The organism is Alphaproteobacteria bacterium (assembly GCA_017302575.1).
Taxonomy (GTDB): Bacteria; Pseudomonadota; Alphaproteobacteria; order Rickettsiales; family UBA3002; genus JAFLDD01.
Genome location: JAFLDD010000001.1, coordinates 1,824,075 through 1,846,039, shown reverse-complemented (window position 1 = coordinate 1,846,039; position 21,965 = coordinate 1,824,075). Strand labels below are relative to the sequence as shown.

Below are 21,965 nucleotides of genomic sequence, written 5' to 3'. Positions count from 1 at the left end.
TGTTCAGGGGAGTGTGCGGGTTTTTGTTTTAAAATGCAAGCGCTTGCAGTGCAGCGCATCAAATTAAAAACTGCTGGTTGAAAGCACATTAAGAGCCTTAGGCTCAGCGCCGCTTGAGCGCATATATCTATTAGGCTTTTGAAACGAGCAATGCTGCAAAGGTAGCGAGTGCGCAAGCTTGGAGCACGACACGCATCACCATCATCTTATTACCGTACTTGCGGTTTGCTTCACCACCCTGCGCCATCAGAAAAATACCGATTACCAACACAATCGCCGTAGCAATCATGAAGCCGATGAGAATGATGGGCAATGTACCGCTCATGCAGCTTTCCCTTCACGATAAATATAGGTGCGACTGCAGTAAGGACACACGACTTTGTCACCCTTATCTTGGTCGATATGCAAATACACTTTTGGGTGGCCAAGCGCACCACCGCCGCCATCACAAGCGACTTCGCGGCTGATTGCTTGAATCGTTTCAAAGGTCTGGGTCATTAGTTTGCAAATACAAAGTTTGGTTGACGTGCGCTCACATTACTCTGCGCAGCCGGCCTGTCAATACTGCTTTGGGAAACACTACGTGTGATCGTCGCCTCTGCGGGCCCTTGATAGCGCGTCTGCTCCGCTTGCGCCGTACGAATGACCAACACATCACTACGCTGCGCTCTTGCTACGGTTGGCTCTTGGCTCACCTCAATCATACGCACACCATGCGTACTATTAATTCGGTTACCCGCTCGGTGAGTAATCACGCTTGGCATTGCCGCCTGCGCTTTCATGGCAGGAGCAGCAGAAGCAACTTGCTGTTCGCCACGAGCTGCACGCACTTTATTGACAATGCTCGTCCAATTCTTTTCAACGCGACCAAGATACGCATTACCACGACTCGTCGTACGCGAATGATACGATGCCGCCGCTTTGATCCAGTTGCCCATTTCAGCAAAATTTTCGCTCAAGAATCGTGCGGCATAGCCAACATTAGTCGCAGGATCAAACGCCTCATTGAGATTGCGAAACGCTTTCGGGTGATGCTTGAGATTCACCTGCATGCAGCCTACGTCGATCGAGCGTTTACCTTGCGCCAGAAACTTCTGCGTGGCGGAAATCGCCTCCGCCTTCGAGCTATAATAATAGCCCTTACCTTCTACGTTAATGGTCCAAGGCCATGGCACTGCCATGCCTAGTCCTTCATGATAGCGACCTGTTTCCGTTGTCGAGATCGCCGCAAGCAAATGCACTGGAATCGCGCGGTTTTGCTCTTCCGTGGGGAAATACTGGGTACATTGTTTTGCGCCATCAATCAGCGCGTCCGCCACCGCCAATTGTGCGGACGAAGCAAAAACCATCGCAGTGATTAGGAAAATACGGCGCATAGGTTTAAGGTAGCAAATCGCGCGCCAATCACAAAATAAAATAATTTTTCAAACACTTATCTAAAATGTTCACAATCTGGCGTGTCCTTTTTGCCATGCACGTCAGACCGCGTAGCCGGTAGTCGAGCCGCGTAGCGGCGGGGTCAATGCCCCTTCTAATGAAAACAGCGTTTTCACGAACGCAAATTTCTGCTATATAATAGAGGCGTATGGCGAAAAACGAACGCGAAGACTTTGAAAAGATGGTGAGAGATTACCGCCTTACGACGGCCGAAATTCTCTACCACATGCCCGATCATCCGAAATTACTACAAAGCTTTGTCTGGCAAGAGTTGGATCTTGCACCCAAATTTCCTGTGCTAACAAAATTCATCGATTTCTGGAATCGCGAGTTGGACGGCAAAATCCACTCCGTCACCGTGGCGCACACCGAGCTTATTAAGCCAAGCCAGTTCCAATTCATACGCGGCCTCTCGACGATTCATTAGACAGTCGCGAAATTCACCCTATATAGAAGTCATGCAACTGATTGATCATTCGCGGGCGCTGATTAGTATTGTTGGTGAGGACGCAAGCTCCTTCCTGCAAGGCATCATCACGCAAGATATTGCGAATGCAGACCACGCACCCATCTTCAGCGCGATGCTATCGCCGCAGGGCAAATGGAATTACGACTTTTTCATCATCAAACGTGACGACGGCTACTGGCTTGATGTTCGCAACGATACAGCCGAGGCGCTCATCAAAAAACTTTCACTTTATAAACTGCGCGCCAAAGTAACCATCAGCAAATGTGAGGGTTGGTGTCTAAGCTACCTCACCCCTCAATCGCAGGACTCATCACACCTCACCTTCGCAGACCCGCGCCACGCAATACTTCCACTACGCCATTGGCGTAATGACGGTACTGCAAACCCAGCAGCCATTAGCCTCGACCATCTCGTCATCGAGCGGCTTAACCATGGGATTCCTGAAGGCGGCATCGATGCGACGGAGCAGGAAACCTTACTCGATGTCGGCTATGATTTGCTGAATGCCGTTAGCTTTACCAAAGGCTGTTATGTGGGGCAGGAAGTCACGGCGCGCATGCACTATAAGTCCATCGCCCGCAAAGGCTTTTACCACGTTCAGTGCGCAGAGCCCTTACCCGCCGAAGACAAAGATATTCTGCGTGACGGCAAGGTGATTGGCGAACTTCGAAGCCGCCACCTTAACCAAGGGCTTATGTTCGCGCGCTTCGATATGGTAGGTGATGGCGGCGAAGCATTGATAGGCAATCTAGCGGTGACACTCACGCTCCCTACATGGCTTGAACCGCGCTATCAAATGCACCTCAAAAACCAAGAAGCCTGAGCACTGCGACTTACGCGAAAAGCAACAAAAATATTTCGTTCTTCACAGATGATTGAAATTGCCCAGCGCGTTACCTACATGTAGATTGAAACCAACAACAACACTTCAAATCACGTCACATCACATGAGCAAAAATTTTCTTTCCAAAGCGAAATCGATGTTGATTGGCAGCGAGCCTAAACCTGCGCTTGTAACCGAACATCCTATTACGCTTCGTTCTGAAACAGTGACCACACCAAGCATTCACATGCTTGATGGTCGCGAGCAAAAGGAAGGCTACCTTGCAGGTCAATTGCTGGTTGCCACACCACTGATTGACTCGGGGCCTTTCCAGCGCTCGGTTGTATTTGTATTCGCGCATGGAGCAGACGGCGCCATGGGCGTTATCGTCAACCAGCCGCTTGAGCTGGTGCACTTCTCATCGCTTATTGAGGGATTCAAACTTCCTGAGGGCGCTGAGAACAAGGAAATCCCAGTCTATTACGGCGGACCAGTGGAACGTAGTCGCGGTTTCGTAATCCATACGAATGACTTCATCAAAGACTACACCTTGGCCGTGCATCGCGACGTTTCGGTCACCGCATCAAGCGCGATCCTGAATGATATTCTGGCAGGGAATGGCCCTCGCAAATCCGCACTGGTTGTGGGTTACGCAGGCTGGTCACAAGGCCAGTTGGAGCAAGAGATTGAGCAAAATAGCTGGATAGTCGTCCCCAGCTCGCCAGAGCTTATTTTCGACACTGAAGACGACATTAAATGGGCAACTGCCAGCAAGTCGTTAGGGGTTGATATGGCCTTCTTTTCGACCATTGTAGGACACGCCTAATGGCAAGTGTGGCAGCAGCTAAATTTGCTCATTTCCTGCACCGTATCGGTGAATATCTGAACTACATCGCCTTTTTCGCCGTTCTCTTTTGGATTTGGGGCGACGATCTCTTGACCACCTATAACCCAACCATCGGCGAACTGGCCGAGGACGCGGTCTGGCGCGTGGTCTGGACGACCCTGCTCGTCCACTTTGTTAGCTGGCTCATCAAGCGCTTGGGCTATGCGTCTGATTCAAACGCATAAAAACCTGTAAAAACCCTCATAAACCCTTGCAGTGCACCATTTCAGGCGCTAAAAGCTGCGCACCATGGTTTTTGCATTTCAAGATATCATCCTTACGCTCCAGAATTTCTGGGCAAAACAGGGCTGCATCATCCTCCAACCATACGACATGGAAATGGGGGCTGGCACCTTTCATCCCGCGACAACCTTGCGCACACTCGGCAACAAGCCGTGGAACTGCGCCTATGTGCAGCCATCACGCCGCCCGAAGGACGGGCGCTATGGCGAAAACCCCAACCGTTTGGGGCATTATTACCAATATCAGGTCATCCTGAAACCTTCGCCCGACAACATTCAAGAGCTCTATTTGCAAAGCTTGAAAGAACTCGGCATCGACCCATCGCTGCATGATATTCGCTTCGTCGAAGACGATTGGGAATCGCCCACGCTGGGCGCATGGGGCTTGGGCTGGGAAGTCTGGTGCGACGGTATGGAAGTCACGCAATTCACCTACTTCCAACAAGTGGGCGGCATTGCCTGCGACCCTATCTCTGGCGAATTGACCTACGGGCTTGAGCGTTTGGCCATGTATATTCAAGGTGTTGAAAACGTCTACGACCTGCAATGGAATGCGCCCAAAGACGGCCAACCAACCTTCACTTACGGTGACGTGTTCAAACAAAACGAAGTCGAGCATTCAGGCTATAACTTGGAGCATGCCGACACCGCGCAATTGCTTCAGCACTTCAAGGACGCAGAAAAAGAATGCCAATCCCTGCTCGAGAAAAAACTGGCACTGCCCGCCTATGACCAATGCATCAAGGCATCGCACCGTTTTAATCTGCTCGACGCGCGCGGAGTGATTGGCGTGACCGAACGCGCCGCCTATATTGCCCGCGTCCGCACCCTTGCCAAAGCCTGCTGCGAAGCATGGGTCGAAACCCAAAAGGAGGCAGCGTAATGTCAGTCTCCGTAGATGTTTTCGACGCCACTGCACCTTACGCAAGTGAAATTGGCGCGTTTGTTGTCTCCATCCAGCACGAGCATGGCGTGCCTATTACGCTTGAGCAACAGCCAGATTTATTCCGCATTCATGAAGTATATATTGCTACAGGCGGTAACTTTTGGGTCGCTTCTGACGGCGATAAGGTCGTTGGAACTATCGCTCTCATTAATGTGGGTGGCGGCATCGGAGTGCTGCGCAAAATGTTTGTTGCGCCAGCCTATCGCGGCACACCTCATCGTCTTGGCCAACAATTATTGGATGGCTTGATGGCATGGGCCAAACAGCAAAACTTTAAGCACATTTATCTTGGCACAGTCGATATTCTGAAAGCTGCCCAGCGCTTTTATGAGAAGAACGGATTTTGCCTTTTTCCTGAATCAGATTTGCCGACAGAAATCGCACACATCAAAATGCCCGACGATAACCTTTATTACGCAAAGGGAATCGCCGCATGAAACCACTACTCATGATAGCCATATGCTTTATCGCAGCTAACAGTTTTGCTGCACCACCACAGCCAAAACCTGGCGTAGTGACGCAGAAGAAGATGCGCGAAGTAGCCTTGGTGCTGGTGGATTACATGAATGCAAATGGTGCATTACAAACGCAAATGAACCGCACGATTGATGATCAAATCAACGCGATACGTGAAATACCATGCGCCGAAAGTTCAACCTCCACCGTGCGAACGATTCTGGAAAGAACCCTCAGCTTTGACGCCATGCGCCCAGCGCTCGCCAATGTTTACGTCAATAATTTCAATCTAGCTGAGTTGGAGTGGATGGTTAATTTCTACCAAACAAGTTTGGGCAAGAAACTGCTCAATGTTCAGCCCGCACTCTATGATACGATGAGCACGATTAGTGCAGGCCGCATCAAAGACGCTGAGCCAGAAATCTCCGCAGCCATTCGCACGGCCACCAATAACGTGCAATGCCAACAACAGTTACAACGCAGGTAAGCCATGTTACTCACGATGATGAAAGGCAAAATCCACCGCGCAGTCTGCACTGGCGCGGACTTGCATTATAACGGCTCCATCACGGTTGACCCTTTGTTGCTTAAAGCTGCTGGCATTCTCGAGCACGAGCAAGTGGACGTGCTGAACATCTCTAATGGCGCACGCCTGACCACCTATGCCATCAAATCGAAAAAAGCAGGTGGTGGTGAAATCACCATCAACGGTGCGGCAGCCCACCTCGTGAAAAAAGGCGACCTCCTCATCATCTGCGCCTTTGCGCAAATGAAACCAAAGGCCGCAGCAAAACATAAGCCAAAAGTGATTCTGGTCGATGCCAGAAACCAAATCGCAAAGACCGCGCGTAAAAGCGTTGGCGGCAAACACGTGCAACCCAAACTCGTAAAGAAGAGATAATGGCCACATTACTGCTAGAGTTATTTTCCGAAGAAATTCCAAGCCGCATGCAGCGCGGCGCGGCGGAGCAGTTGCAGCGCCTTATCATGGGCGGCATCGAGAAAGCGGGTCTTGAGAACACGGGCGCAAAAACATTCGTTTCACCGCGTCACTTGGCGATTCAAGTTTCTGGCCTACCGCAAAAACAGCCTGACGTGTCGGAAGAAAAAAAAGGCCCCAAAGTCGGCGCGCCTGAACAGGCAATGAAAGGCTTCTTGGGTTCCGTTGGCCTCACCGCCGAGCAGTGCGAACAGCGCGACGGTTATTACTTCGCAAAGATCGAACGCAAGGGTCGCCCGACTGAAGAAGTCGTCAAAGAAATCTGCGAAGCGGCATTGAATGAATTCTCGTGGCCAAAATCCATGCGCTGGGGTGCACGCCCTATGCAATGGGTGCGCCCACTGCACCGCATTGTCTGCTTGCTCGACAGCGCCGTGGTGCCCGTTACCTTCGGCCACCTCACCGCCAGTAACATCACCCATGGCCACCGCTTCCTCGCGCCACAAGAAATCGCCCTCAAGCACGCCGACGATTATGTCGAGGCACTACGTAAAGCGCATGTGCTGGTTGACCGCGAAGAGCGCCGCACATTGGTGCAACAACAAGTGAATGATGCTGCAGCAAAAAACAAACTCAGCGTCGTGACTGACGAAGGCCTGCTCGACGAAGTGACAGGTCTGGTGGAATGGCCAACCGCTTACGTTGGCACGTTCGACGAAAAGTTTTTGCCGCTGCCGAAAGAAGTCCTCATCAGTGAAATGAAACACCACCAGCGCTACTTCGCGACCGAGGCGAACGGCACACTCACCAACCAATTCATTCTGGTGAGCAACATGGTGACCACTGACGGTGGCAAAGCCGTTGTGTCGGGCAACTCACGCGTCCTCCGCGCACGCCTAAGCGATGGTGAATTCTACTGGTACCAAGACCAAAAAACACCCCTCACCGATTGGGCGAAGAAACTGTCCGACGTCGTGTTCCACGCCAAAGTCGGCATGATGGACAAGGAAGTCGAAAAAACTCGCGCCCTCGCCGTCGCCATCTCGAAAGAGGTTGGCTACAAAAATACCGACGAAGTAAAACGCGCTGCCGATTTGTGTAAAGCCGACCTAACGAGCGGCATGGTCGGCGAATTCCCAGACCTGCAAGGCATCATGGGGCGTTACTACGCCAAAGCACAAAAAGAGGCGGACGCAGTTTGCGAAGCCATTTACGAACATTACAAACCGCAAGGTGCGGGCGACTCACTGCCTACCACTGAGCTTGGCGCGATTATCTCGGTCGCCGACAAACTGCGCATGATTCAATCGCTCTTTGCTGCGGGTGAAAAACCAACGGGCAGTAAAGACCCCTTCGCCCTGCGCCGTGCCGCATTGGGTATTTTGCGCATCGTGCTCGACAAAAGCTGGAACCTTGATTTCGCATCCTTCACGCCGAGCCAAGAAATTCTCGATTTCTTCCATGACCGCTTGAAGAACGTGCTGAAAGACGAAGGCATCCGCCACGATATTATCGAAGCAAGCTTCAATGAGAACCAAGCAGGCTTCATGCCGACTGCGATTGCAGCAAACGCAAAAGCCTTGCAAGACTTCACTGCAAAACAGCAAGTCACCCTTGCCGCAATCAAACGCGCGATGAACATCCTCGCCGCTGAGGAGAAAAAAGCAAAAACGCAGTACCAATTCGCTGCAGCAAAATCTGCATCATTCGCAAAACCTGCCGAGCAAGAATTACACAAAGCGCTGCAACAAAATGTCGTTTCGCTTGATGCGCTGGCAACACTTGCCGCACCGATCAATAAATTCTTCGACGACGTGATGATCACCGAAGAAGGCCACAAGGATGCACGCTTAAGCCTGCTCGCAGGCGTACGCGAAGCCAGCATGAAAATCGCCGATTTTAGTAAGATTGAGGGTTAGTTATGAAATCATCTGCCGCAAAGAAAACCGTAACTGCAGACAAGCTGGTCTACAGCTTTGGTGATGGATTCGCCGAAGGCAATGTGAGCATGAAAAATGCGCTTGGTGGCAAAGGCGCCAACCTTGCCGACATGTGCTCGCTTGGCCTGCCCGTTCCCCCAGGCTTCACCATCACCACCGAAGTCTGCGTGGCCTATTATGCTGCAGAAAAGAATTTCCCCGCCAACCTCGCCGAGCAAGTAAGCGCGGGCGTTGCGCAAATCGAGGCATCCGTTGGCCGTAGCTTTGGCGACGCAAAAAACCCACTACTCGTTTCGGTGCGCTCGGGTGCCCGCGCCTCCATGCCGGGTATGATGGACACGATTTTGAACCTCGGCCTCAATGACGCAACGGTCGAAGGTCTCGCAGCGAAAACTGGCAATGCACGCTTTGCCTATGACTCCTACCGCCGCTTCATCCAAATGTATTCGGACGTGGTATTGGGCGTAGAGCATCACTTGTTCGAAGATTTGCTCGACCTCATGAAGAACGAGCGCGAAGTACATCAAGACACCGACCTCACCGACGCGGATTTGAAAGAACTCGTCGCGCAATATAAAGAGCGCGTGCAGCAAGAATTGGGCAAGCCTTTCCCGCAGGATGTGAATGAGCAACTCTGGGGCGCCATCCGCGCCGTGTTTGACAGTTGGATGAACCCACGCGCCTGCACCTATCGTAACTTGCACGACATTCCTGCCGAGTGGGGCACGGCGGTCAACGTACAATCCATGGTGTTCGGCAACATGGGGAATGACTGCGCCACTGGCGTGGCCTTCACCCGCAATCCTTCGACGGGTGAGAAAATGTTCTATGGTGAATTCCTCGTCAACGCTCAGGGCGAAGACGTGGTCGCAGGCATCCGCACCCCGCAGCCACTCACCATCAAGGGCAAAGCCGAGGGCGGCGATTTGCCCTCGATGGAAGAAGTCATGCCCGACGTATTCGCCGAGCTGGTGAAAATCTACCAGAAGCTCGAAGCGCATTACCGCGACATGCAGGACATTGAGTTCACCGTCGAAAACCGCAAGCTGTGGATGCTGCAAACCAGAAACGGCAAGCGCACCGCCAAAGCATCGCTGAAAATCGCCGTAGACATGGTCGCGGAAAAACTCATCACGAAGGAAGAGGCGCTGCTGCGCATCGACCCGAGCTCGCTCGACCAATTGCTGCACCCAACGCTTGACCCGAACGCGAAAAAGCAAGTCATCGCCAAAGGTCTGCCAGCGTCACCAGGCGCGGCTTCGGGCAAGGTCGTCTTCACCGCTGAGGACGCCGAGCACCAAGCATCGATTAACGAGAAAGTCATTCTCGTGCGCATCGAAACATCGCCAGAAGATATTCACGGCATGCACGCAGCAAAAGGTATTCTAACGGCACGTGGTGGCATGACATCGCACGCAGCCGTGGTTGCGCGCGGCATGGGCAAATGCTGCGTTTCCGGCGCAGGCGATATCCGCATCAATTACGCCCGCAAGGAATTTGCTGCAGGCGGCCTGACCATTCGTGAGGGCGACATTATCACCCTCAATGGCTCCACAGGTGAAGTGATGTTGGGTGAAATCCCCACCATCGAACCAAACCTGTCGGGCGACTTCGCAACCGTCATCGCATGGGCAGATGCCGTGCGCGAACTGAAAGTGCGCACCAACGCCGAAACCCCGCACGACGCACAAACCGCACGCAATTTCGGCGCCGAAGGCATTGGCCTTTGCCGCACCGAGCACATGTTCTTCGACGCGGAGCGAATCATCGCCGTGCGCGAAATGATTGTCGCGGAAAATAAAAAAGCGCGTGAAGTCGCGCTCGCCAAATTGTTACCGATGCAGAAAAAAGATTTCGTCGAGATCTTCGAAATCATGCAAGGCCTGCCGGTGACCATTCGCCTGCTCGACCCGCCATTGCATGAATTCTTGCCGCACACCGAAGCGGAAATGCAAGAGGTGGCCGACGCCGCACATGTACCGCTCGACGCCGTGAAGTACCGCGCAGCGTCGCTGCATGAATCCAACCCCATGCTCGGCCACCGTGGCGTGCGCTTAGGCGTGACCTACCCTGAAATCTACACCATGCAAGCCCGCGCGATTTTCGAGGCCGCAGCAGAAGTGCAGAAATCGGGTAAAAAAGTACTGCCCGAAATCATGATTCCATTGGTCATGACCAAAAAAGAACTCGTGATGATGAAAGCGATTATCGACGAAGTGGCGGCAGATGTTGCCAGCAAAACGGGCGTGGATATGGCCTATCAAGTGGGCACGATGATCGAATTGCCACGCGCAGCCTTACGCGCAGGCGACATTGCAGAAGCTGCGGAATTCTTCAGCTTCGGTACGAACGACCTCACGCAAACCACCATGGGTATTTCGCGTGACGATGCCGCGTCATTCATTGAAGACTATAAACGTAAGGGCGTGATTGAGCATGACCCATTCGTCACCCTCGACCAAGAAGGCGTGGGCGAATTGATTCAGCTCGCGACCGAGCGCGGCCGCGCAACGCGCAAAGATTTGAAGTTGGGTATTTGCGGTGAACATGGCGGCGACCCTGCCTCCATTCACTTCTGCCAACGCGCTGGCTTGAACTATGTGAGCTGCTCACCGTACCGTGTGCCGATTGCACGCTTGGCCGCAGCACAGGCAGCGATTAAAACGCCACGCCAATAGTTACCAGCTATAGGAACCCTTAGGCTTACGACCCTGCAGCAGCAGTCGGCCATCGGGCCAGACGACAAAAATATCTCCATCGGCTGCTGGGATGCGCGACGTGCGGTTTGCTGCAACCAAATCACCTAACAACTCACCCATTGCGCCTGGCTTGGCTGCTTTAGCACGGGCGATAGTCGCCGCATCGCCAAGCGCCAACATTCCCTCTGCACCTCTAAAGTGCTCAGTCGCATTAGGCGCCAGCACGCGCGATATATCGTTTCCTGCACTTGAGAAAATGACAGTCTGTGGTGCGCCACTCAGATTCGTTACCTTCACTAGCGCATAAGCAGGCTGTGCAACCATCAATGCAGTAAGCAGCAAAATAGATTTTTTCATAATTACTCCTTGGTTATTCCAGCGCGCGCCAATGCATCGGCACGTTCATTTTCAGGGTGGCCATCATGCCCCTTCACCCAATGCCATTTTATATCGTGTCGTGCCAGTTGCTTTTCAAGCTCCTGCCACAAATCGACATTCTTTACAGGCTTATTATCAGCCGTCTTCCAGCCCTTCTTCTTCCAGCCGTGAATCCATTCCGTTGCACCCTGCATGACATATTTGCTGTCCGTGTAGATATCGACCTTACATGGTTCGCTTAGCTTTTTGATCGCAATAATAACCGCCATCATTTCCATGCGATTATTAGTGGTTTCTGGCTCGCCACCATTCAACTCTTTCTCGGTGCCGTTATATACTAACAGCGCGCCCCAACCACCTGGGCCTGGGTTACCGCTACAGGCACCATCCGTATAGATTTTGACATGCTTCACAGTCCGTACTCCGACACATCTTTCACCTGCTGGTGGAAGCGTAATTTGCGCACATATACCATTGGGTCGAGTGGCGTTACCATCGCATCCTGCGTTCGGTGAATCCAGTCATACGAGCGTGTCAGCAAAAAGCGTAACGCCGCACCACGCACCAGCACGGCAAATGCCGCACGCTCTGCGTCATTCAATGGGCGGTGCTTCTGGTAATGCTGCAGCAAAAGTCGTGACTTGGTGGGGCTGAATTCCTTTTGGTTCTCGAAACACCATGCGTTGAGAACAATCGCAACATCATAGGCCAGCATATCTTTGCAACCGAAATAGAAATCGATAATGCCACTCAGCACGTCATCTTCGAAGAACACATTATCAGGAAACAAATCTGCATGAATGATTCCCGTGGGTAAATTCGCTGGCCAATGCGCTTCAAGATAGGCCAACTCATCACGCACCATCGCATCAAGCCCTTGCGTGATATCGTCGAGTTTTACTGACAAGCTTGCCGCAAGGCTCTTCCAACCCGCTAGCGACAACGCGTTCTCGCGCTGCATGTTGAAATCGCCCGCCGCTAAATGTAGCTTAGCCAGTGCTGCGCCCACTTCACTCACATGCGTATTCTTAATGACGGTGCGGCTGCGCCCATTAAGGAACGAAACCAGCGCCGCCTGTTTACCCTGCACTTCACTGATAGTGGCACCGTCTTTGCGCGCAATCGGCTGAGGGCACGGGATTCCCTTCGCCTGCAGATGCTTCATGAGATGGATAAAAAACGGCAGCTCCTCTGACTTCACACGCTTCTCATAAAGCGTAAGAATATACTTATGTTCGACGCCGTCAGTGCCAATCACATCCAGCAGATAGTTACTATTCTCAACACCTTGCGCAATGCCGACCGCAAACGACAGCTTGCCTAAACCATACTGTTGCTCAACCAGTTCGGCGATCGTCTCATTCGTGAGTTGGGTATAAACTGCCATAGATGGGGTGTAGGGAAAAAATGATAGTTAAGCAAGATAATGGAACGTTGCGTAGCGCCAAAGCTGCGCGAGCCGCAACGCGGCGGGGGGAGTCACTGAGGGGGCAAAGCGCCCCCTCGCACTAAAATAAATATGCACAGGCATATTTTTAACTGGAAACGCTCCACCAACACGCTAGAGTAATGTCACTCGGCAGTGCTCAGGCTCTGCTAGGCTTCAAAAAACACCGCGCAAAAGCGCCACAACCTAAGGAGAGCATTATGTTTCGTCGTAAGGAAGACGGTTCTGATTCATTGATTCAAGACGGTGCGGACGATGTAATCGTTACCACGCCAGAAGCTGCAGAGTCAGTGCGCAGCGTCGCTGCAAACGACTCGGTGCGTCCTGTTCAAGCTGCACCTGCAACCCCTGCACAACCTGCTTATCGTCCTGCGGCACCAAGCGCTGCTATGGCTGCGGCACGCCCTGCAGCGCCTGCACCAGCACCAGCCCCTCAGCCTGCTGCTCCAGCGCTGAAGTCGAACACCAAGCGTGTGTTGACGGTTGGCCCAGATATTCAAATGAAAGGCGAAATCACCACCTGTGATCGCGTCGTCATTGAAGGTATGGTCGATGCAACCATGAAAGACGTGCACACCGTTGAGCTCGCGCAAAGCGGCGCACTCAAAGGCACTGCCGAAGTAGAAGATGCAGAGATTAGTGGCACCTTCGAGGGTGACCTCGTTGTGCGTGGCCGCCTCATCATTTACTCGACCGGTCGTGTAAATGGTAACGTGACCTACGGCGAAATCGAAATCGAGCGCGGTGGTCAGCTTTCAGGTTCTATTCGCACTGTGAAGGAAGCTGGCGCGAAAGGTACTGCAACTAAGCGCGTAGCATAAGCCGAGAAATTCTTGGACAAAAAGGTCGCTAGTCTCTAGCGGCCTTTTTTTATTTCTTCTTACGAAGACCGACGCCTCGACGGTCGTTGAGACCGCTAGCCCCAGCGGCGCTTGAGCGAATTATAGAACTGCCGATGAATGCTTCACAATAAGAACTAACCGTGCAAACCATACATTCTGGCTTGCGCGCTTTGCACACATAGCGCCCATGCAGAATCAGCCAGTGATGTGCATGCTGCATCCACTTTTTGGGAATCACTTTCAGGAGCGCCAATTCCGTTTTAAGTGGGTCACTCGCCTTACACAAACCCAGACGGTTCGCCACGCGAAACACATGCGTATCGACCGCGATGGTAGGCTGGCCCAATACACAATTCAGCCATACATTCGCTGTCTTACGACCAACACCGGGCAAAGTCTCCAGCGCCTCTCGGCTATGTGGAATCTCGCCGCCATAAACAGCGATCAAGCGCTCAGAAAGCGCGATAACATTCTTCGCCTTCGCGTTAAACAGGCCAATCGTCTTGATGTATTCCTTAAGCCCCACCTCACCCAGCTTCACCATCTGTTCAGGGGTTTTCACCTTTCTGAACAGTGCCTTAGTTGCCTTATTGACCCCCACATCCGTCGCTTGGGCTGAAAGTACGATCGCCACCAGCAGACAATACGGATTGGGAGCCTCCAGCTCGGTTTTTGGCTCGGGATTCGCGGCAGCAAAAATACTGAAAATACGGTCAATTTGTGCGGGTTTCATAGAAGTGGATTAGTATAAATTCACGCAACTGTCACATTTCTTCTGCGTAGGTTTGATAGAATGGTGACATGGGAAATGTGTCTCAACAGAAGCCAGATGACACTGGCAATTTCATAAAAGGTGCTATCAAGGGCATGGTAACCAGCGCCCTGTTCATGGGACTTTTTTATGGAATGCTTGGCGTTGCAGGCATTATCATTGGCGAAGCAATCATTAACTTTGCTGCCCCAACAACCCTGCTTACCATCGGCGGCGCGTTTATTGCCAGCACGCTCTTTAACGGCATTATCTCCGTCTTGAATGGTCGCGAACAATCCAAGAATACTGACCAAGCCTCACAAGGCCGTGGCCGGGAACAAGAAACCATCACGCCCGTCATGTTGCCTACCATGGCTCCCACCGTGGCTGCAGACCGCGCGCAAGAAACTGAGTCAGCACCCGAACGCGAATGGGCACAAAACGTCGGCACACGAAGCAATAACATTGAGCAGATTCTTCAAAATGGCAGCATGAGCGATAAAGACCGTGCCGCCGCTATTCTGGCCGAACGCGAAGCCCGCATCGGCCAATCCCAAACCTTATAACACATTGTTTTGTCTAGCGATATGTCTTTCGTAACACCAAAACTGCGTGTCGGGCAATGATAGTAGCAGCAGGATGCTGACTGCTCATTAACGAATCCTTCATTATCCACAGCTATATTGGCCACAAGTACAACAAAAAAGTGGATAACCCCATGCGCTCCAAGCACTCACGTTCGGCGATACTCGCCCAGTCTGCCGCATTACTCGCGGTCATGCTGATCAGCACCCAAGCACTAGCCTTCCCGGTCGATACGATTGGCGGGCCAGGCAGCGATGCTCAAACCGTTGGCCATTGCGGCATCATTCCGCTCGAGCCCATGGTCTACACTAATGAATCACGCAACGTTGCGATCCTCCAACGCAAGCTGACACGGCTTGGTTATTTCCGTGGCGCAATCGATGGTAAAAACAGCCCATGGTTCAAAACGGCAGTTGCCAAGTTCCAGTTTGATTATGGCTTGAAAATTGATGGCGTCATCGGGCAAGAAACCGCTCAGGCAATTGTCTATCTTGGTCACCCCATTCGCAATGTCCGCGCATGTAAACGCGAACTCGCCGCTTCGACATACGTCTACTAACCTAGCTGCATCGCTTGCTCAGGTGACTCTACCGAGCGCTCCACACCAACACGCGTTGTTGGGACAGCGTCAGGCGCAGGTTGCTTTGCTTTTCGTTTCACATCTTTGTCGTGGGACTTCTTATCTTTTTCCTGCGCAAAGAATTTACTCGTCGTGTAAAGCAATGCCACCGCAGCCGTAGTTGCCACAATATCCCATGAAGCAATTTTACCCAAACGGAAGGCGCGCGTCTCAAGCGCTTCAAGCTTCGTGTTGGCCGACTTCAGCGCTTTTAATCCTTCTTCAGAAACGTCCCCCAGCTTTTCAAGCGTGTTGCGCTGAATGAGTAATTGCTTTGCGTCATCCATATTAGTGTAGGCACTTTTCTTGAACCAGCCCGCCGCCTTTTCGCCAAACTCTTCACTGAAACTACGGAAAGTTTGGGGCACGATATGGCTCAGCGTTGTAAAGGTAGTGAACACCAATGCAAACGCGCTCAGCCTGCCTTTGATAAGCGACACAATATCCGTCTTTGGCGCCTCAGCAATCGCTGCGCGATCCGTTTCATCACCAAGCGCTTTATTGGCGCCATCCACTAATGGAACCTTGCCTCGCTCTGCTAACCAAATTGGCAACAGCATGAAATTGCCGCCTTGGAATGTCGCGAATGTAACGGTGTTTTGTTCTGACCACCATTTCACGCGCTCTTTCATAGGAGTCTTCGGCGCCTTGCGTATCGGCGATAACACCCAATCAGCAGCCTTGAGTGTCGGCTCCATAATGGATTCAAAGCCTTTGTTAACCCCGCTTCGTATACTGGTAACGAGGCTACCTTTACCGTGCATCATCCAATAGGCTATCGGCACGGTAATCACGAACGTGCCAACCCAATTCATCAGTCCATAGACTGTGAAATCGAATGCCTTCTCGCCTTTCGAAACATCACGTTTCTGCTCGCTGGCTTCAAGGTTATGCGCCGTCTGTTGCGTCATTCAAATAGACTCTCTTCCACCTTATATTCTACGGATTTTCAGGGTGTTTTTGTGTGACGGTTTTGTGAAGATATCTTGCCTTTTCAAGACCGTATGACGGGTCGAATCATCCTAAAAACACCACTGCTAAGAGAAATAGCAGGGGCTGTGCATCTGTGCGCGTATCAGCATTGCGTGTTGGTGGAAGCTATGCTAACCCCAATCTAATTATCACCTTTAGGAGCGTTCCATGCGTATTACTTTGGCTGTTTTGCTTGCTTCAACCATGCTTTCTAGCGCTGCACTGGCACAGTCTGCATCGCCTTTTGGCGCAGCTTCCGCCCCTCTCACGGCAGAAGAAACGGCAGCCATCAAAGCAGAAGCCGCAGAACGCCGCGCCGCTATCAAAGCTGCCGCAGAACGCGCCCGCGCTAAACGCGAAGCCGCAGAAGCTGAGGCTGCAGCCGCAGCAGCGCCTGCGCCTACACCAGAACCTGCACTCACCACCGAGCAAGCAGCACCTGTTGATACAGGCGCCATCCAAGAAACGGGCGGCACAGCCGCGCCAATCGCTGAAATGCCTGCAGGAGAAGCACCTGTAGCAGCGCCTGCGGTTGAACCAGCCGTTGAGCCAGCAGTGGCTCCTATCGCAGCACCAGAAGGTATGGTTCCTCCATCGGAAGACATGCCACCACTGCCAACTGAAAAACCTGCTGATAAGAAGTAGGCGCTTAACCCCTAATACGGCTTTCGGATGCCCGCATCCTGCGGCGGGAAGCTCGTCATATTGCGCGTGATGAACAACGCGTCATGCGCTTTGGCGCTGGCCCAAATCATCGCAGGAATGAGCGCCAGATCACGCTGCTGTTGGCGCAACTGCGCCGCAATTTGCGCCACGCGGCTGCAAGCGGCCACCACCTCAAATCCATCCAACCACGCGCTTAGCACACGAGCCTCCTCAGGCTTTGCCGCCGCCAATATTTCGCTGGCACTTACGGCACTAATCAGGCGGGTTTGGTATTGCTCAATCTCGCGCTTTGCCTCGGGTACGCCGCGCAGATAATCGATCAGTATATGAGTATCGAAAAGCGCTTTCACGGCTTCACTCCTGCAAAGAATGCCGCCAATGGATCTACCGCCGTTTGGGTAGCCTCACGCGGCGCTGCAACTGCTGGGGGCGGAGGTGGCGGTGGGGGCGGAACAACTATCTCCGCAACGGCAGGCGTCGCATCCTGCTCAACTATTGCGGGTGGCGGTTCGGTAACAAAACGGTCTTCCGTTACGGGTGCTTCTACCTGCTTTTGTTTAGGTGCATTTACCGTCTTGGCGGAGGGTTTCGACACCCCTCTTAAATCCGCCTCGATGACCATCCCATCTTTTTGCTGATAGGACCACAAACCGAAGGCCTCTTTAGCCACTTCACCCTTGCGGGCGTCCTCGGCCAGCATACGGTCAATTGCTCTACGAATTAATGCAGCACGTGAGGTATCCTCTAATTTGGAAATCTCATCCAAAACTTTAACTTGCTCATCCGTGATATCAATGATGGTTCTCATGGATTTTTGTTATCATTATTATGCATCATTGCAATATATATAAACATAAAATAATAATTATAGATATCAACCAATCAACAACCATATAGATTAATGTATATAAAACAATAGAATAAATACGGTCAGCAAAATGATATACTATTAATATATCATATGATCCCCGCCAAAAAAAATGATATAGAAAGAATATATCAAAATTCTTGGTTTTGGAAATTTAGACATCGCCCGACCAATCCAGCTTGTGGATAAGCGGTGAGTAAAATTGAAAATTCTATGCCAATAATTTAAGCAAAAATTACATCTTATTTTTTGCATGTTATGTATCCCCAATACTCACAACTCAGCGAGCAAATCGAATCACCAAGAAGGGGCATTTGTGGATAGAAAAACAGGCTAAAAATTGAAGCTGATTTCCTGTGCCGTAGCGGGTGCAGAACGCACCACAAAACCAGAACGCTGGACCGTGCCAACCTGTGTGCCTGGAGCGTCCGTAATAACATACTTACTGAGCATCGAAGCATGCCATGGGCCATCCCCCAACTCAACCGATTCGGGTCGAACCCGAATATAGACACCCGCCTTAAGGTCAGGGTTTTGAACATCGCTTATCGCCTGCTTTAAATTCACCCAGCCATCGCAAGCGCGGGCATAATCAATCTGGCCGTCCACATCGCGTGGGATGACGTTGGTAAGCACAGGTTCTGCCTGTGCATCCAACCCACGCCACTGGCCTTGCGCATCACGCAATGGGTACATTGATCCAGTAATCACTACGCGTGCATCCGTATCTTTAAGCGCATCTTGCAAATACAGTCCAGAGTTAGGCATGGTATCGGTCCCGTGGACAACCACAACCTTATTGTAGCCCTCATTCTCAACACGCTTAACAATCCCATCAAGATCCGCCTTCGTGATTTTTTTACTGTCCTTCATGCAATAGGTCCAAACCTCACACGCATCGGCAATTCCTAGCTTCTTTAGCGCATCTGGAATGCAGGATTTTTCAGGGCCATCAGGCACTGGCACGGTATGCGGCGTCCCGTGTTCGGGATTATAGAACGCATCAATCGTTCCGCCCATAACGACGACAAGGGTTTTGGAGCTATTCGCTGCGAGATTCATAGCGCTCACACTAGCAACTCAATGTGATGGTTTGATGACAATCCGCCGCAAAAAAAACCCTTGAAGCATCATAGAATTGTCACATTCCCCTGCTATCAGTGCGAAGTTACCAAAGGATTTTCTACATACATGTCCCCTGAAGCCTCAGAGCCCAATTTAGCAGAAAACGACGCGCTCGTGCGGGTTGAAGCCGATGCTATTGGCGTCAGCAAGCAGGTATTTCAGCGCGCGAAATTATTGAGCGGCATGTGCCGACTTTCCTCGCGGGGTGGCAAAAGCATCAATACGCACGTACCCCAATTTGCTGAGCGCTTCGGTAATGACACCGAACAATGCTATCAAAACGATTTGGCGCGCATCAAAACCGAGCTAGAGGCGCTCAATACGCGCCAGCAAAAACATGGGCGGGCCCGTTATGAAACCAAGCTATTTCGCACCAAAAAACAACAAGCCGCCATTTTCTACAACGACGATGAAATCATCGTCAGCTTCCACGGCTCCGATATTACAGAGCCCCTGCACTTCTACCGCAACCTGATACAATCGCGCATTTCCTACCACTCCCAAGCGTTCTTCCGTGAGGATGCGCGCACGAAATCTGCAGATTACGAACAAAAAATCGCTGATTTAGCCTCGCACTACGCAGCCGATGCGGGTGAAGAACGTGACCAGCTCATCAAGTCGCTCAAGGGCGCCAAAGTGCATGGTGGTTGGTGGGATACGCTCATGACGCTCGATTACATGCATGGCCCTAATCAATACGAGGGTAAAAAATTCTGGCCCGCCATCGAACAATCCATGGAGGACCTGGAAAGCGAGATACGCGCTCGCACGGGCAAATCGCCCAAAATTTGCTTCACAGGGCATTCCTCAGGTGGCTGTCTAGCACTTATCGCTGCTGCGCATTGGATGGAAAATACCAACCATTCACGTATCCATGAAATCTACACATTCGGCCAGCCACGCGTGGGCAATGTCGACTTCCGCAACGCGCTCTACAAAATGATGGGCAATGGCAGCGTGCCTATCTACCGCTTCGAAATGGTGGGCGACCCCATCCCTTCCATGCCGCCACTATGGTCGCGCCTGATCCATATCGGCAACTGGATATGCATCGCCCCTAACGGCAACCTTGCTGCACTCAAGCATGAAGATGGCCGCGTCATCACCGCCGCCGAGGCAGGCAGGCAAATCGGACGCGCCATGACGTCTGTGCCCTATCTGGAGTCACCCAAAGGCGATGTGCAATTTGACCGCAAGGCCCTGCGCGCCATGAGCAGAGCATGGGAAGGAAAAGTCAATGAGAGTCCCGAAGAAATCCAGAAACTTCTGGATCAAATGGAACAGCATTTCCTAGACCCCGATACGAAGGAAACGCACGTTACCGCCCCCCAGCACCAACAGCGCGAGATTTGGCGCAATAGCGGTGGGCTTCATGCATTTGCCGATCGCGCCATGAGCGGCTTAAAGGTTCTGTTTAACTTCGGAGCCCATCTCAGCAAAGTCAGCAGTTACCGACACTCACTCACCGCCATGCAGGAAGGTCTGCGCCGCCAAATTCGCATGGAGACATTGCGCCAAGAACAAGGCAGCTGTTACGACCCCCAAACCCTAGAGCGCAGAATCTTTCAGCTCGTCAACAACCTGCGCGATGCGTGGGACGAGGGAAAAATCACCGAACAGAACGTCCCAAACGCAGAGCACCTCATCGATCAAATTGCCTTCGACCACGCGGATTTTGCAAGCGCCCTACTCTCTGACAATGCGGGTTTTGGCAAACCCCTGATGGAAGCAGGCGGCCACCTCGCGATTGAGCGTGGGCGTAGACATGGCTCGCTCATTCAGTTGGAAAAGGCCCTCAAATCAGCGCCAGAGCTAGAACACCTACGTAACGAGGTGAAGCTCGCGCTGTATCAGATGGAGTATTTCTTAGCCACCCACGCGCCCATTGCGCTCGACAAAAGCCGCATACGCTACACCAGCCCCGAAGAGAATGGTCATGGCAATGGTGGCCGTAGCCACTAATCCAAAATAAGGGCATTTTAGCGCTGACCTGCTCGTTTGATAGGGCAGTGCAAGCAAATAGGTATCTACACGCCTCTACGGGCAAGATTTAGGATTAGCCGGCAGGTCCGCCGCGCTCTATGGTCGCAGCCTTCAAGGCATCGTATATTGCCTTAACGGCAGGTGAATCGCCATTGGGCGAAGCGCTATTCACATCTGAGCTTCTGAGCGTAAATGCGCCATTGACCATGGGGCTTGGGGAACATTGTTGTTCCTGGCAGAACGCGTGCAATACGGCCGTATTGGAGCCTGAAATGGTGTATTGCACATCTACAAAGCCGTCTTTATCTACTGGCGCTTTCTTCACTTCGAAAGTGTTCCCTGCAAATCGCATGGTAGCCATGAACTTCTCCACCTTAGATAAAATCAATAAGAAGATAATAACATATAGACCTAAGACTTGGTCATGACAGTTTAATGAAGTGTTCAATCGGTTTTAAGCTTTTTTAGCCCCGTAGGCCTTCTGGATAGGGCCCAAGCAGTGAATAGGCACCTACAGCCCTCTACGGGCAAAATTTTAGGGGTCTATGCCCCCTAACTTACATTCTCGGCATAGTTCGGCCAGATGCTAGGAGCACATGCCGCATGTTCATGACTGCGCGTAGCGGCGCTACGTAATGGCATGAAAATGTGGATGCGACGACGCAGATGGTCGGAATGGGTTGAGAAAAAAGGCTGAAAAAGAAACAGGGCCGTTTTGAAGGTCTGGCGACGACTTACTCTCCCACGTCTTAAGACGAAGTACCATCAGCGCTGAAAGGTTTCACGGTCGTGTTCGGGATGGGAACGTGTGGTACCACTTTCGCTATAATCACCAGACCGTCAAAACGGCCCTGTTTCTGAAAAGAATAGGTATCTACTGATTCATTTAGT

27 protein-coding genes and 1 rRNA gene are annotated in these 21,965 nt (G+C 51.9%); 15 read left to right on the top strand and 13 right to left on the bottom strand.

Annotated elements, in window-relative coordinates:
• Nucleotides 1–130: 130 nt before the first annotated feature.
• From J0M34_09420 to J0M34_09410, 3 genes are read right to left on the bottom strand one after another with little or no spacing between them, the layout of a single operon-like run.
• Nucleotides 131–325, bottom strand: a complete 195-nt coding sequence (locus J0M34_09420) for a twin transmembrane helix small protein (protein MBN8544467.1) — start codon at nucleotides 323–325, stop codon at nucleotides 131–133.
• Nucleotides 322–498 (bottom strand): zinc-finger domain-containing protein, encoded by a 177-nt coding sequence (locus J0M34_09415; protein ID MBN8544466.1) that lies wholly within the window; start codon nucleotides 496–498, stop codon nucleotides 322–324. Before J0M34_09415 ends, J0M34_09420 begins: the two co-directional genes overlap by 4 nt.
• Entirely contained in the window at nucleotides 498–1,376 is an 879-nt protein-coding gene (locus tag J0M34_09410) for a lytic transglycosylase domain-containing protein (GenBank protein MBN8544465.1), read from the bottom strand. The genes J0M34_09415 and J0M34_09410 overlap by 1 nt, the downstream gene beginning before the upstream one ends.
• Before the next feature lie 209 nt (nucleotides 1,377–1,585).
• Between J0M34_09410 and J0M34_09405 the strand changes: the two genes are divergently transcribed.
• The 10 genes from J0M34_09405 to J0M34_09360 all read left to right on the top strand — a co-directional run bounded on the left by J0M34_09405 (nucleotide 1,586) and on the right by J0M34_09360 (nucleotide 10,817).
• Nucleotides 1,586–1,864: an usg protein gene (locus J0M34_09405; GenBank protein MBN8544464.1), complete on the top strand. Its 279-nt coding sequence runs from the start codon at nucleotides 1,586–1,588 to the stop codon at nucleotides 1,862–1,864.
• 31 nt (nucleotides 1,865–1,895) lie between these two features.
• A complete protein-coding gene (locus tag J0M34_09400) occupies nucleotides 1,896–2,729 on the top strand; it encodes a folate-binding protein YgfZ (GenBank protein ID MBN8544463.1) in 834 nt (277 codons plus the stop codon).
• Nucleotides 2,730–2,853: 124 nt separating this feature from the next.
• Nucleotides 2,854–3,555: a YqgE/AlgH family protein gene (locus J0M34_09395; protein ID MBN8544462.1), complete on the top strand. Its 702-nt coding sequence runs from the start codon at nucleotides 2,854–2,856 to the stop codon at nucleotides 3,553–3,555.
• Nucleotides 3,555–3,800, top strand: a complete 246-nt coding sequence (locus J0M34_09390; GenBank protein ID MBN8544461.1) for a hypothetical protein — start codon at nucleotides 3,555–3,557, stop codon at nucleotides 3,798–3,800. Before J0M34_09395 ends, J0M34_09390 begins: the two co-directional genes overlap by 1 nt.
• A gap of 64 nt (nucleotides 3,801–3,864) precedes the next feature.
• Nucleotides 3,865–4,740: a glycine--tRNA ligase subunit alpha gene (locus tag J0M34_09385; protein ID MBN8544460.1), complete on the top strand. Its 876-nt coding sequence runs from the start codon at nucleotides 3,865–3,867 to the stop codon at nucleotides 4,738–4,740.
• The gene (locus tag J0M34_09380) at nucleotides 4,740–5,240 is read left to right on the top strand and encodes a GNAT family N-acetyltransferase (protein ID MBN8544459.1); all 501 of its coding nucleotides are present in this window, start codon (nucleotides 4,740–4,742) and stop codon (nucleotides 5,238–5,240) included. Before J0M34_09385 ends, J0M34_09380 begins: the two co-directional genes overlap by 1 nt.
• Nucleotides 5,237–5,746: a DUF2059 domain-containing protein gene (locus J0M34_09375; GenBank protein MBN8544458.1), complete on the top strand. Its 510-nt coding sequence runs from the start codon at nucleotides 5,237–5,239 to the stop codon at nucleotides 5,744–5,746. Before J0M34_09380 ends, J0M34_09375 begins: the two co-directional genes overlap by 4 nt.
• A gap of 3 nt (nucleotides 5,747–5,749) precedes the next feature.
• The gene (locus J0M34_09370) at nucleotides 5,750–6,160 is read left to right on the top strand and encodes an aspartate 1-decarboxylase (protein ID MBN8544457.1); all 411 of its coding nucleotides are present in this window, start codon (nucleotides 5,750–5,752) and stop codon (nucleotides 6,158–6,160) included.
• Complete coding sequence (locus J0M34_09365; GenBank protein MBN8544456.1) at nucleotides 6,160–8,118, top strand: glycine--tRNA ligase subunit beta; 1,959 nt, start codon at nucleotides 6,160–6,162, stop codon at nucleotides 8,116–8,118. The genes J0M34_09370 and J0M34_09365 overlap by 1 nt, the downstream gene beginning before the upstream one ends.
• A 2-nt stretch (nucleotides 8,119–8,120) precedes the next feature.
• The gene (locus J0M34_09360) at nucleotides 8,121–10,817 is read left to right on the top strand and encodes a pyruvate, phosphate dikinase (protein ID MBN8544455.1); all 2,697 of its coding nucleotides are present in this window, start codon (nucleotides 8,121–8,123) and stop codon (nucleotides 10,815–10,817) included.
• On the opposite strand, the gene J0M34_09355 is transcribed toward J0M34_09360, so the two are convergent.
• From J0M34_09355 to J0M34_09345, 3 genes are read right to left on the bottom strand one after another with little or no spacing between them, the layout of a single operon-like run.
• On the bottom strand, nucleotides 10,818–11,195 hold the full coding sequence (locus tag J0M34_09355) for a hypothetical protein (protein MBN8544454.1): 378 nt from the start codon (nucleotides 11,193–11,195) through the stop codon (nucleotides 10,818–10,820). It abuts the gene before it with no gap.
• A 2-nt stretch (nucleotides 11,196–11,197) separates the two neighbouring features.
• On the bottom strand, nucleotides 11,198–11,629 hold the full coding sequence (rnhA, locus tag J0M34_09350) for a ribonuclease HI (GenBank protein MBN8544453.1): 432 nt from the start codon (nucleotides 11,627–11,629) through the stop codon (nucleotides 11,198–11,200).
• Entirely contained in the window at nucleotides 11,626–12,603 is a 978-nt protein-coding gene (locus J0M34_09345) for a homoserine kinase (protein ID MBN8544452.1), read from the bottom strand. Before J0M34_09345 ends, rnhA begins: the two co-directional genes overlap by 4 nt.
• A gap of 260 nt (nucleotides 12,604–12,863) precedes the next feature.
• Between J0M34_09345 and J0M34_09340 the strand changes: the two genes are divergently transcribed.
• Nucleotides 12,864–13,484: a polymer-forming cytoskeletal protein gene (locus J0M34_09340; protein ID MBN8544451.1), complete on the top strand. Its 621-nt coding sequence runs from the start codon at nucleotides 12,864–12,866 to the stop codon at nucleotides 13,482–13,484.
• 49 nt (nucleotides 13,485–13,533) lie between these two features.
• Here J0M34_09340 and nth read toward each other — a convergent pair whose 3' ends face one another.
• Complete coding sequence (gene nth / locus J0M34_09335) at nucleotides 13,534–14,238, bottom strand: endonuclease III (protein ID MBN8544450.1); 705 nt, start codon at nucleotides 14,236–14,238, stop codon at nucleotides 13,534–13,536.
• A 68-nt stretch (nucleotides 14,239–14,306) separates the two neighbouring features.
• On the opposite strand from nth, the gene J0M34_09330 reads away from it, so the two are divergent.
• Entirely contained in the window at nucleotides 14,307–14,822 is a 516-nt protein-coding gene (locus tag J0M34_09330; protein ID MBN8544449.1) for a hypothetical protein, read from the top strand.
• A gap of 152 nt (nucleotides 14,823–14,974) precedes the next feature.
• Nucleotides 14,975–15,400, top strand: coding sequence for a peptidoglycan-binding protein (locus J0M34_09325; GenBank protein ID MBN8544448.1), 426 nt, complete (start codon nucleotides 14,975–14,977; stop codon nucleotides 15,398–15,400).
• Here J0M34_09325 and J0M34_09320 read toward each other — a convergent pair.
• Nucleotides 15,397–16,371, bottom strand: coding sequence for a hypothetical protein (locus tag J0M34_09320; protein ID MBN8544447.1), 975 nt, complete (start codon nucleotides 16,369–16,371; stop codon nucleotides 15,397–15,399). The two genes, J0M34_09325 and J0M34_09320, sit on opposite strands and share 4 nt — an antisense overlap.
• A 229-nt stretch (nucleotides 16,372–16,600) precedes the next feature.
• Here J0M34_09320 and J0M34_09315 point away from each other — a divergent pair, with 229 nt between their 5' ends.
• Entirely contained in the window at nucleotides 16,601–17,077 is a 477-nt protein-coding gene (locus tag J0M34_09315; GenBank protein ID MBN8544446.1) for a hypothetical protein, read from the top strand.
• Between the two features lie 11 nt (nucleotides 17,078–17,088).
• Here the strand turns inward: J0M34_09315 and J0M34_09310 are convergent, their stop codons facing one another.
• The 3 genes from J0M34_09310 to J0M34_09300 all read right to left on the bottom strand — a co-directional run bounded on the left by J0M34_09310 (nucleotide 17,089) and on the right by J0M34_09300 (nucleotide 19,028).
• Entirely contained in the window at nucleotides 17,089–17,448 is a 360-nt protein-coding gene (locus J0M34_09310; protein MBN8544445.1) for a PIN domain-containing protein, read from the bottom strand.
• Complete coding sequence (locus J0M34_09305) at nucleotides 17,445–17,906, bottom strand: hypothetical protein (GenBank protein ID MBN8544444.1); 462 nt, start codon at nucleotides 17,904–17,906, stop codon at nucleotides 17,445–17,447. Before J0M34_09305 ends, J0M34_09310 begins: the two co-directional genes overlap by 4 nt.
• Nucleotides 17,907–18,299: 393 nt before the next feature.
• Nucleotides 18,300–19,028 (bottom strand): asparaginase, encoded by a 729-nt coding sequence (locus J0M34_09300; protein ID MBN8544443.1) that lies wholly within the window; start codon nucleotides 19,026–19,028, stop codon nucleotides 18,300–18,302.
• A 129-nt stretch (nucleotides 19,029–19,157) separates the two neighbouring features.
• On the opposite strand from J0M34_09300, the gene J0M34_09295 reads away from it, so the two are divergent.
• Nucleotides 19,158–21,053 carry a lipase family protein gene (locus J0M34_09295; protein ID MBN8544442.1) on the top strand — a complete coding sequence of 632 codons (1,896 nt, stop codon included), beginning with the start codon at nucleotides 19,158–19,160 and terminating at the stop codon, nucleotides 21,051–21,053.
• A 94-nt stretch (nucleotides 21,054–21,147) separates the two neighbouring features.
• Here J0M34_09295 and J0M34_09290 read toward each other — a convergent pair whose 3' ends face one another.
• Nucleotides 21,148–21,435, bottom strand: coding sequence for a hypothetical protein (locus J0M34_09290; GenBank protein ID MBN8544441.1), 288 nt, complete (start codon nucleotides 21,433–21,435; stop codon nucleotides 21,148–21,150).
• Between the two features lie 360 nt (nucleotides 21,436–21,795).
• Nucleotides 21,796–21,911, bottom strand: a 5S ribosomal RNA gene (gene rrf / locus J0M34_09285).
• Nucleotides 21,912–21,965 lie beyond the last annotated feature (54 nt).

Bases quoted from the DNA above. Each gene is read 5' to 3' on its own strand.
- J0M34_09380 (MBN8544459.1), top strand. From the start codon at position 4,740: ATGTCAGTCTCCGTAGATGTTTTCGACGCCACTGCACCTTACGCAAGT.
- J0M34_09395 (MBN8544462.1), top strand. From the start codon at position 2,854: ATGAGCAAAAATTTTCTTTCCAAAGCGAAATCGATGTTGATTGGCAGC.
- J0M34_09415 (MBN8544466.1), bottom strand. From the start codon at position 498: ATGACCCAGACCTTTGAAACGATTCAAGCAATCAGCCGCGAAGTCGCT.
- J0M34_09360 (MBN8544455.1), top strand. From the start codon at position 8,121: ATGAAATCATCTGCCGCAAAGAAAACCGTAACTGCAGACAAGCTGGTC.
- J0M34_09320 (MBN8544447.1), bottom strand. From the start codon at position 16,371: ATGACGCAACAGACGGCGCATAACCTTGAAGCCAGCGAGCAGAAACGT.
- J0M34_09300 (MBN8544443.1), bottom strand. From the start codon at position 19,028: ATGAATCTCGCAGCGAATAGCTCCAAAACCCTTGTCGTCGTTATGGGC.
- J0M34_09385 (MBN8544460.1), top strand. From the start codon at position 3,865: ATGGTTTTTGCATTTCAAGATATCATCCTTACGCTCCAGAATTTCTGG.
- J0M34_09330 (MBN8544449.1), top strand. From the start codon at position 14,307: ATGGGAAATGTGTCTCAACAGAAGCCAGATGACACTGGCAATTTCATA.
- J0M34_09290 (MBN8544441.1), bottom strand. From the start codon at position 21,435: ATGGCTACCATGCGATTTGCAGGGAACACTTTCGAAGTGAAGAAAGCG.
- J0M34_09370 (MBN8544457.1), top strand. From the start codon at position 5,750: ATGTTACTCACGATGATGAAAGGCAAAATCCACCGCGCAGTCTGCACT.
- J0M34_09325 (MBN8544448.1), top strand. From the start codon at position 14,975: ATGCGCTCCAAGCACTCACGTTCGGCGATACTCGCCCAGTCTGCCGCA.
- J0M34_09420 (MBN8544467.1), bottom strand. From the start codon at position 325: ATGAGCGGTACATTGCCCATCATTCTCATCGGCTTCATGATTGCTACG.
- J0M34_09410 (MBN8544465.1), bottom strand. From the start codon at position 1,376: ATGCGCCGTATTTTCCTAATCACTGCGATGGTTTTTGCTTCGTCCGCA.
- J0M34_09400 (MBN8544463.1), top strand. From the start codon at position 1,896: ATGCAACTGATTGATCATTCGCGGGCGCTGATTAGTATTGTTGGTGAG.
- J0M34_09355 (MBN8544454.1), bottom strand. From the start codon at position 11,195: ATGAAAAAATCTATTTTGCTGCTTACTGCATTGATGGTTGCACAGCCT.
- J0M34_09405 (MBN8544464.1), top strand. From the start codon at position 1,586: ATGGCGAAAAACGAACGCGAAGACTTTGAAAAGATGGTGAGAGATTAC.
- J0M34_09295 (MBN8544442.1), top strand. From the start codon at position 19,158: ATGTCCCCTGAAGCCTCAGAGCCCAATTTAGCAGAAAACGACGCGCTC.
- J0M34_09375 (MBN8544458.1), top strand. From the start codon at position 5,237: ATGAAACCACTACTCATGATAGCCATATGCTTTATCGCAGCTAACAGT.
- J0M34_09315 (MBN8544446.1), top strand. From the start codon at position 16,601: ATGCGTATTACTTTGGCTGTTTTGCTTGCTTCAACCATGCTTTCTAGC.
- J0M34_09365 (MBN8544456.1), top strand. From the start codon at position 6,160: ATGGCCACATTACTGCTAGAGTTATTTTCCGAAGAAATTCCAAGCCGC.
- J0M34_09390 (MBN8544461.1), top strand. From the start codon at position 3,555: ATGGCAAGTGTGGCAGCAGCTAAATTTGCTCATTTCCTGCACCGTATC.
- J0M34_09305 (MBN8544444.1), bottom strand. From the start codon at position 17,906: ATGAGAACCATCATTGATATCACGGATGAGCAAGTTAAAGTTTTGGAT.
- nth (MBN8544450.1), bottom strand. From the start codon at position 14,238: ATGAAACCCGCACAAATTGACCGTATTTTCAGTATTTTTGCTGCCGCG.
- J0M34_09340 (MBN8544451.1), top strand. From the start codon at position 12,864: ATGTTTCGTCGTAAGGAAGACGGTTCTGATTCATTGATTCAAGACGGT.
- J0M34_09345 (MBN8544452.1), bottom strand. From the start codon at position 12,603: ATGGCAGTTTATACCCAACTCACGAATGAGACGATCGCCGAACTGGTT.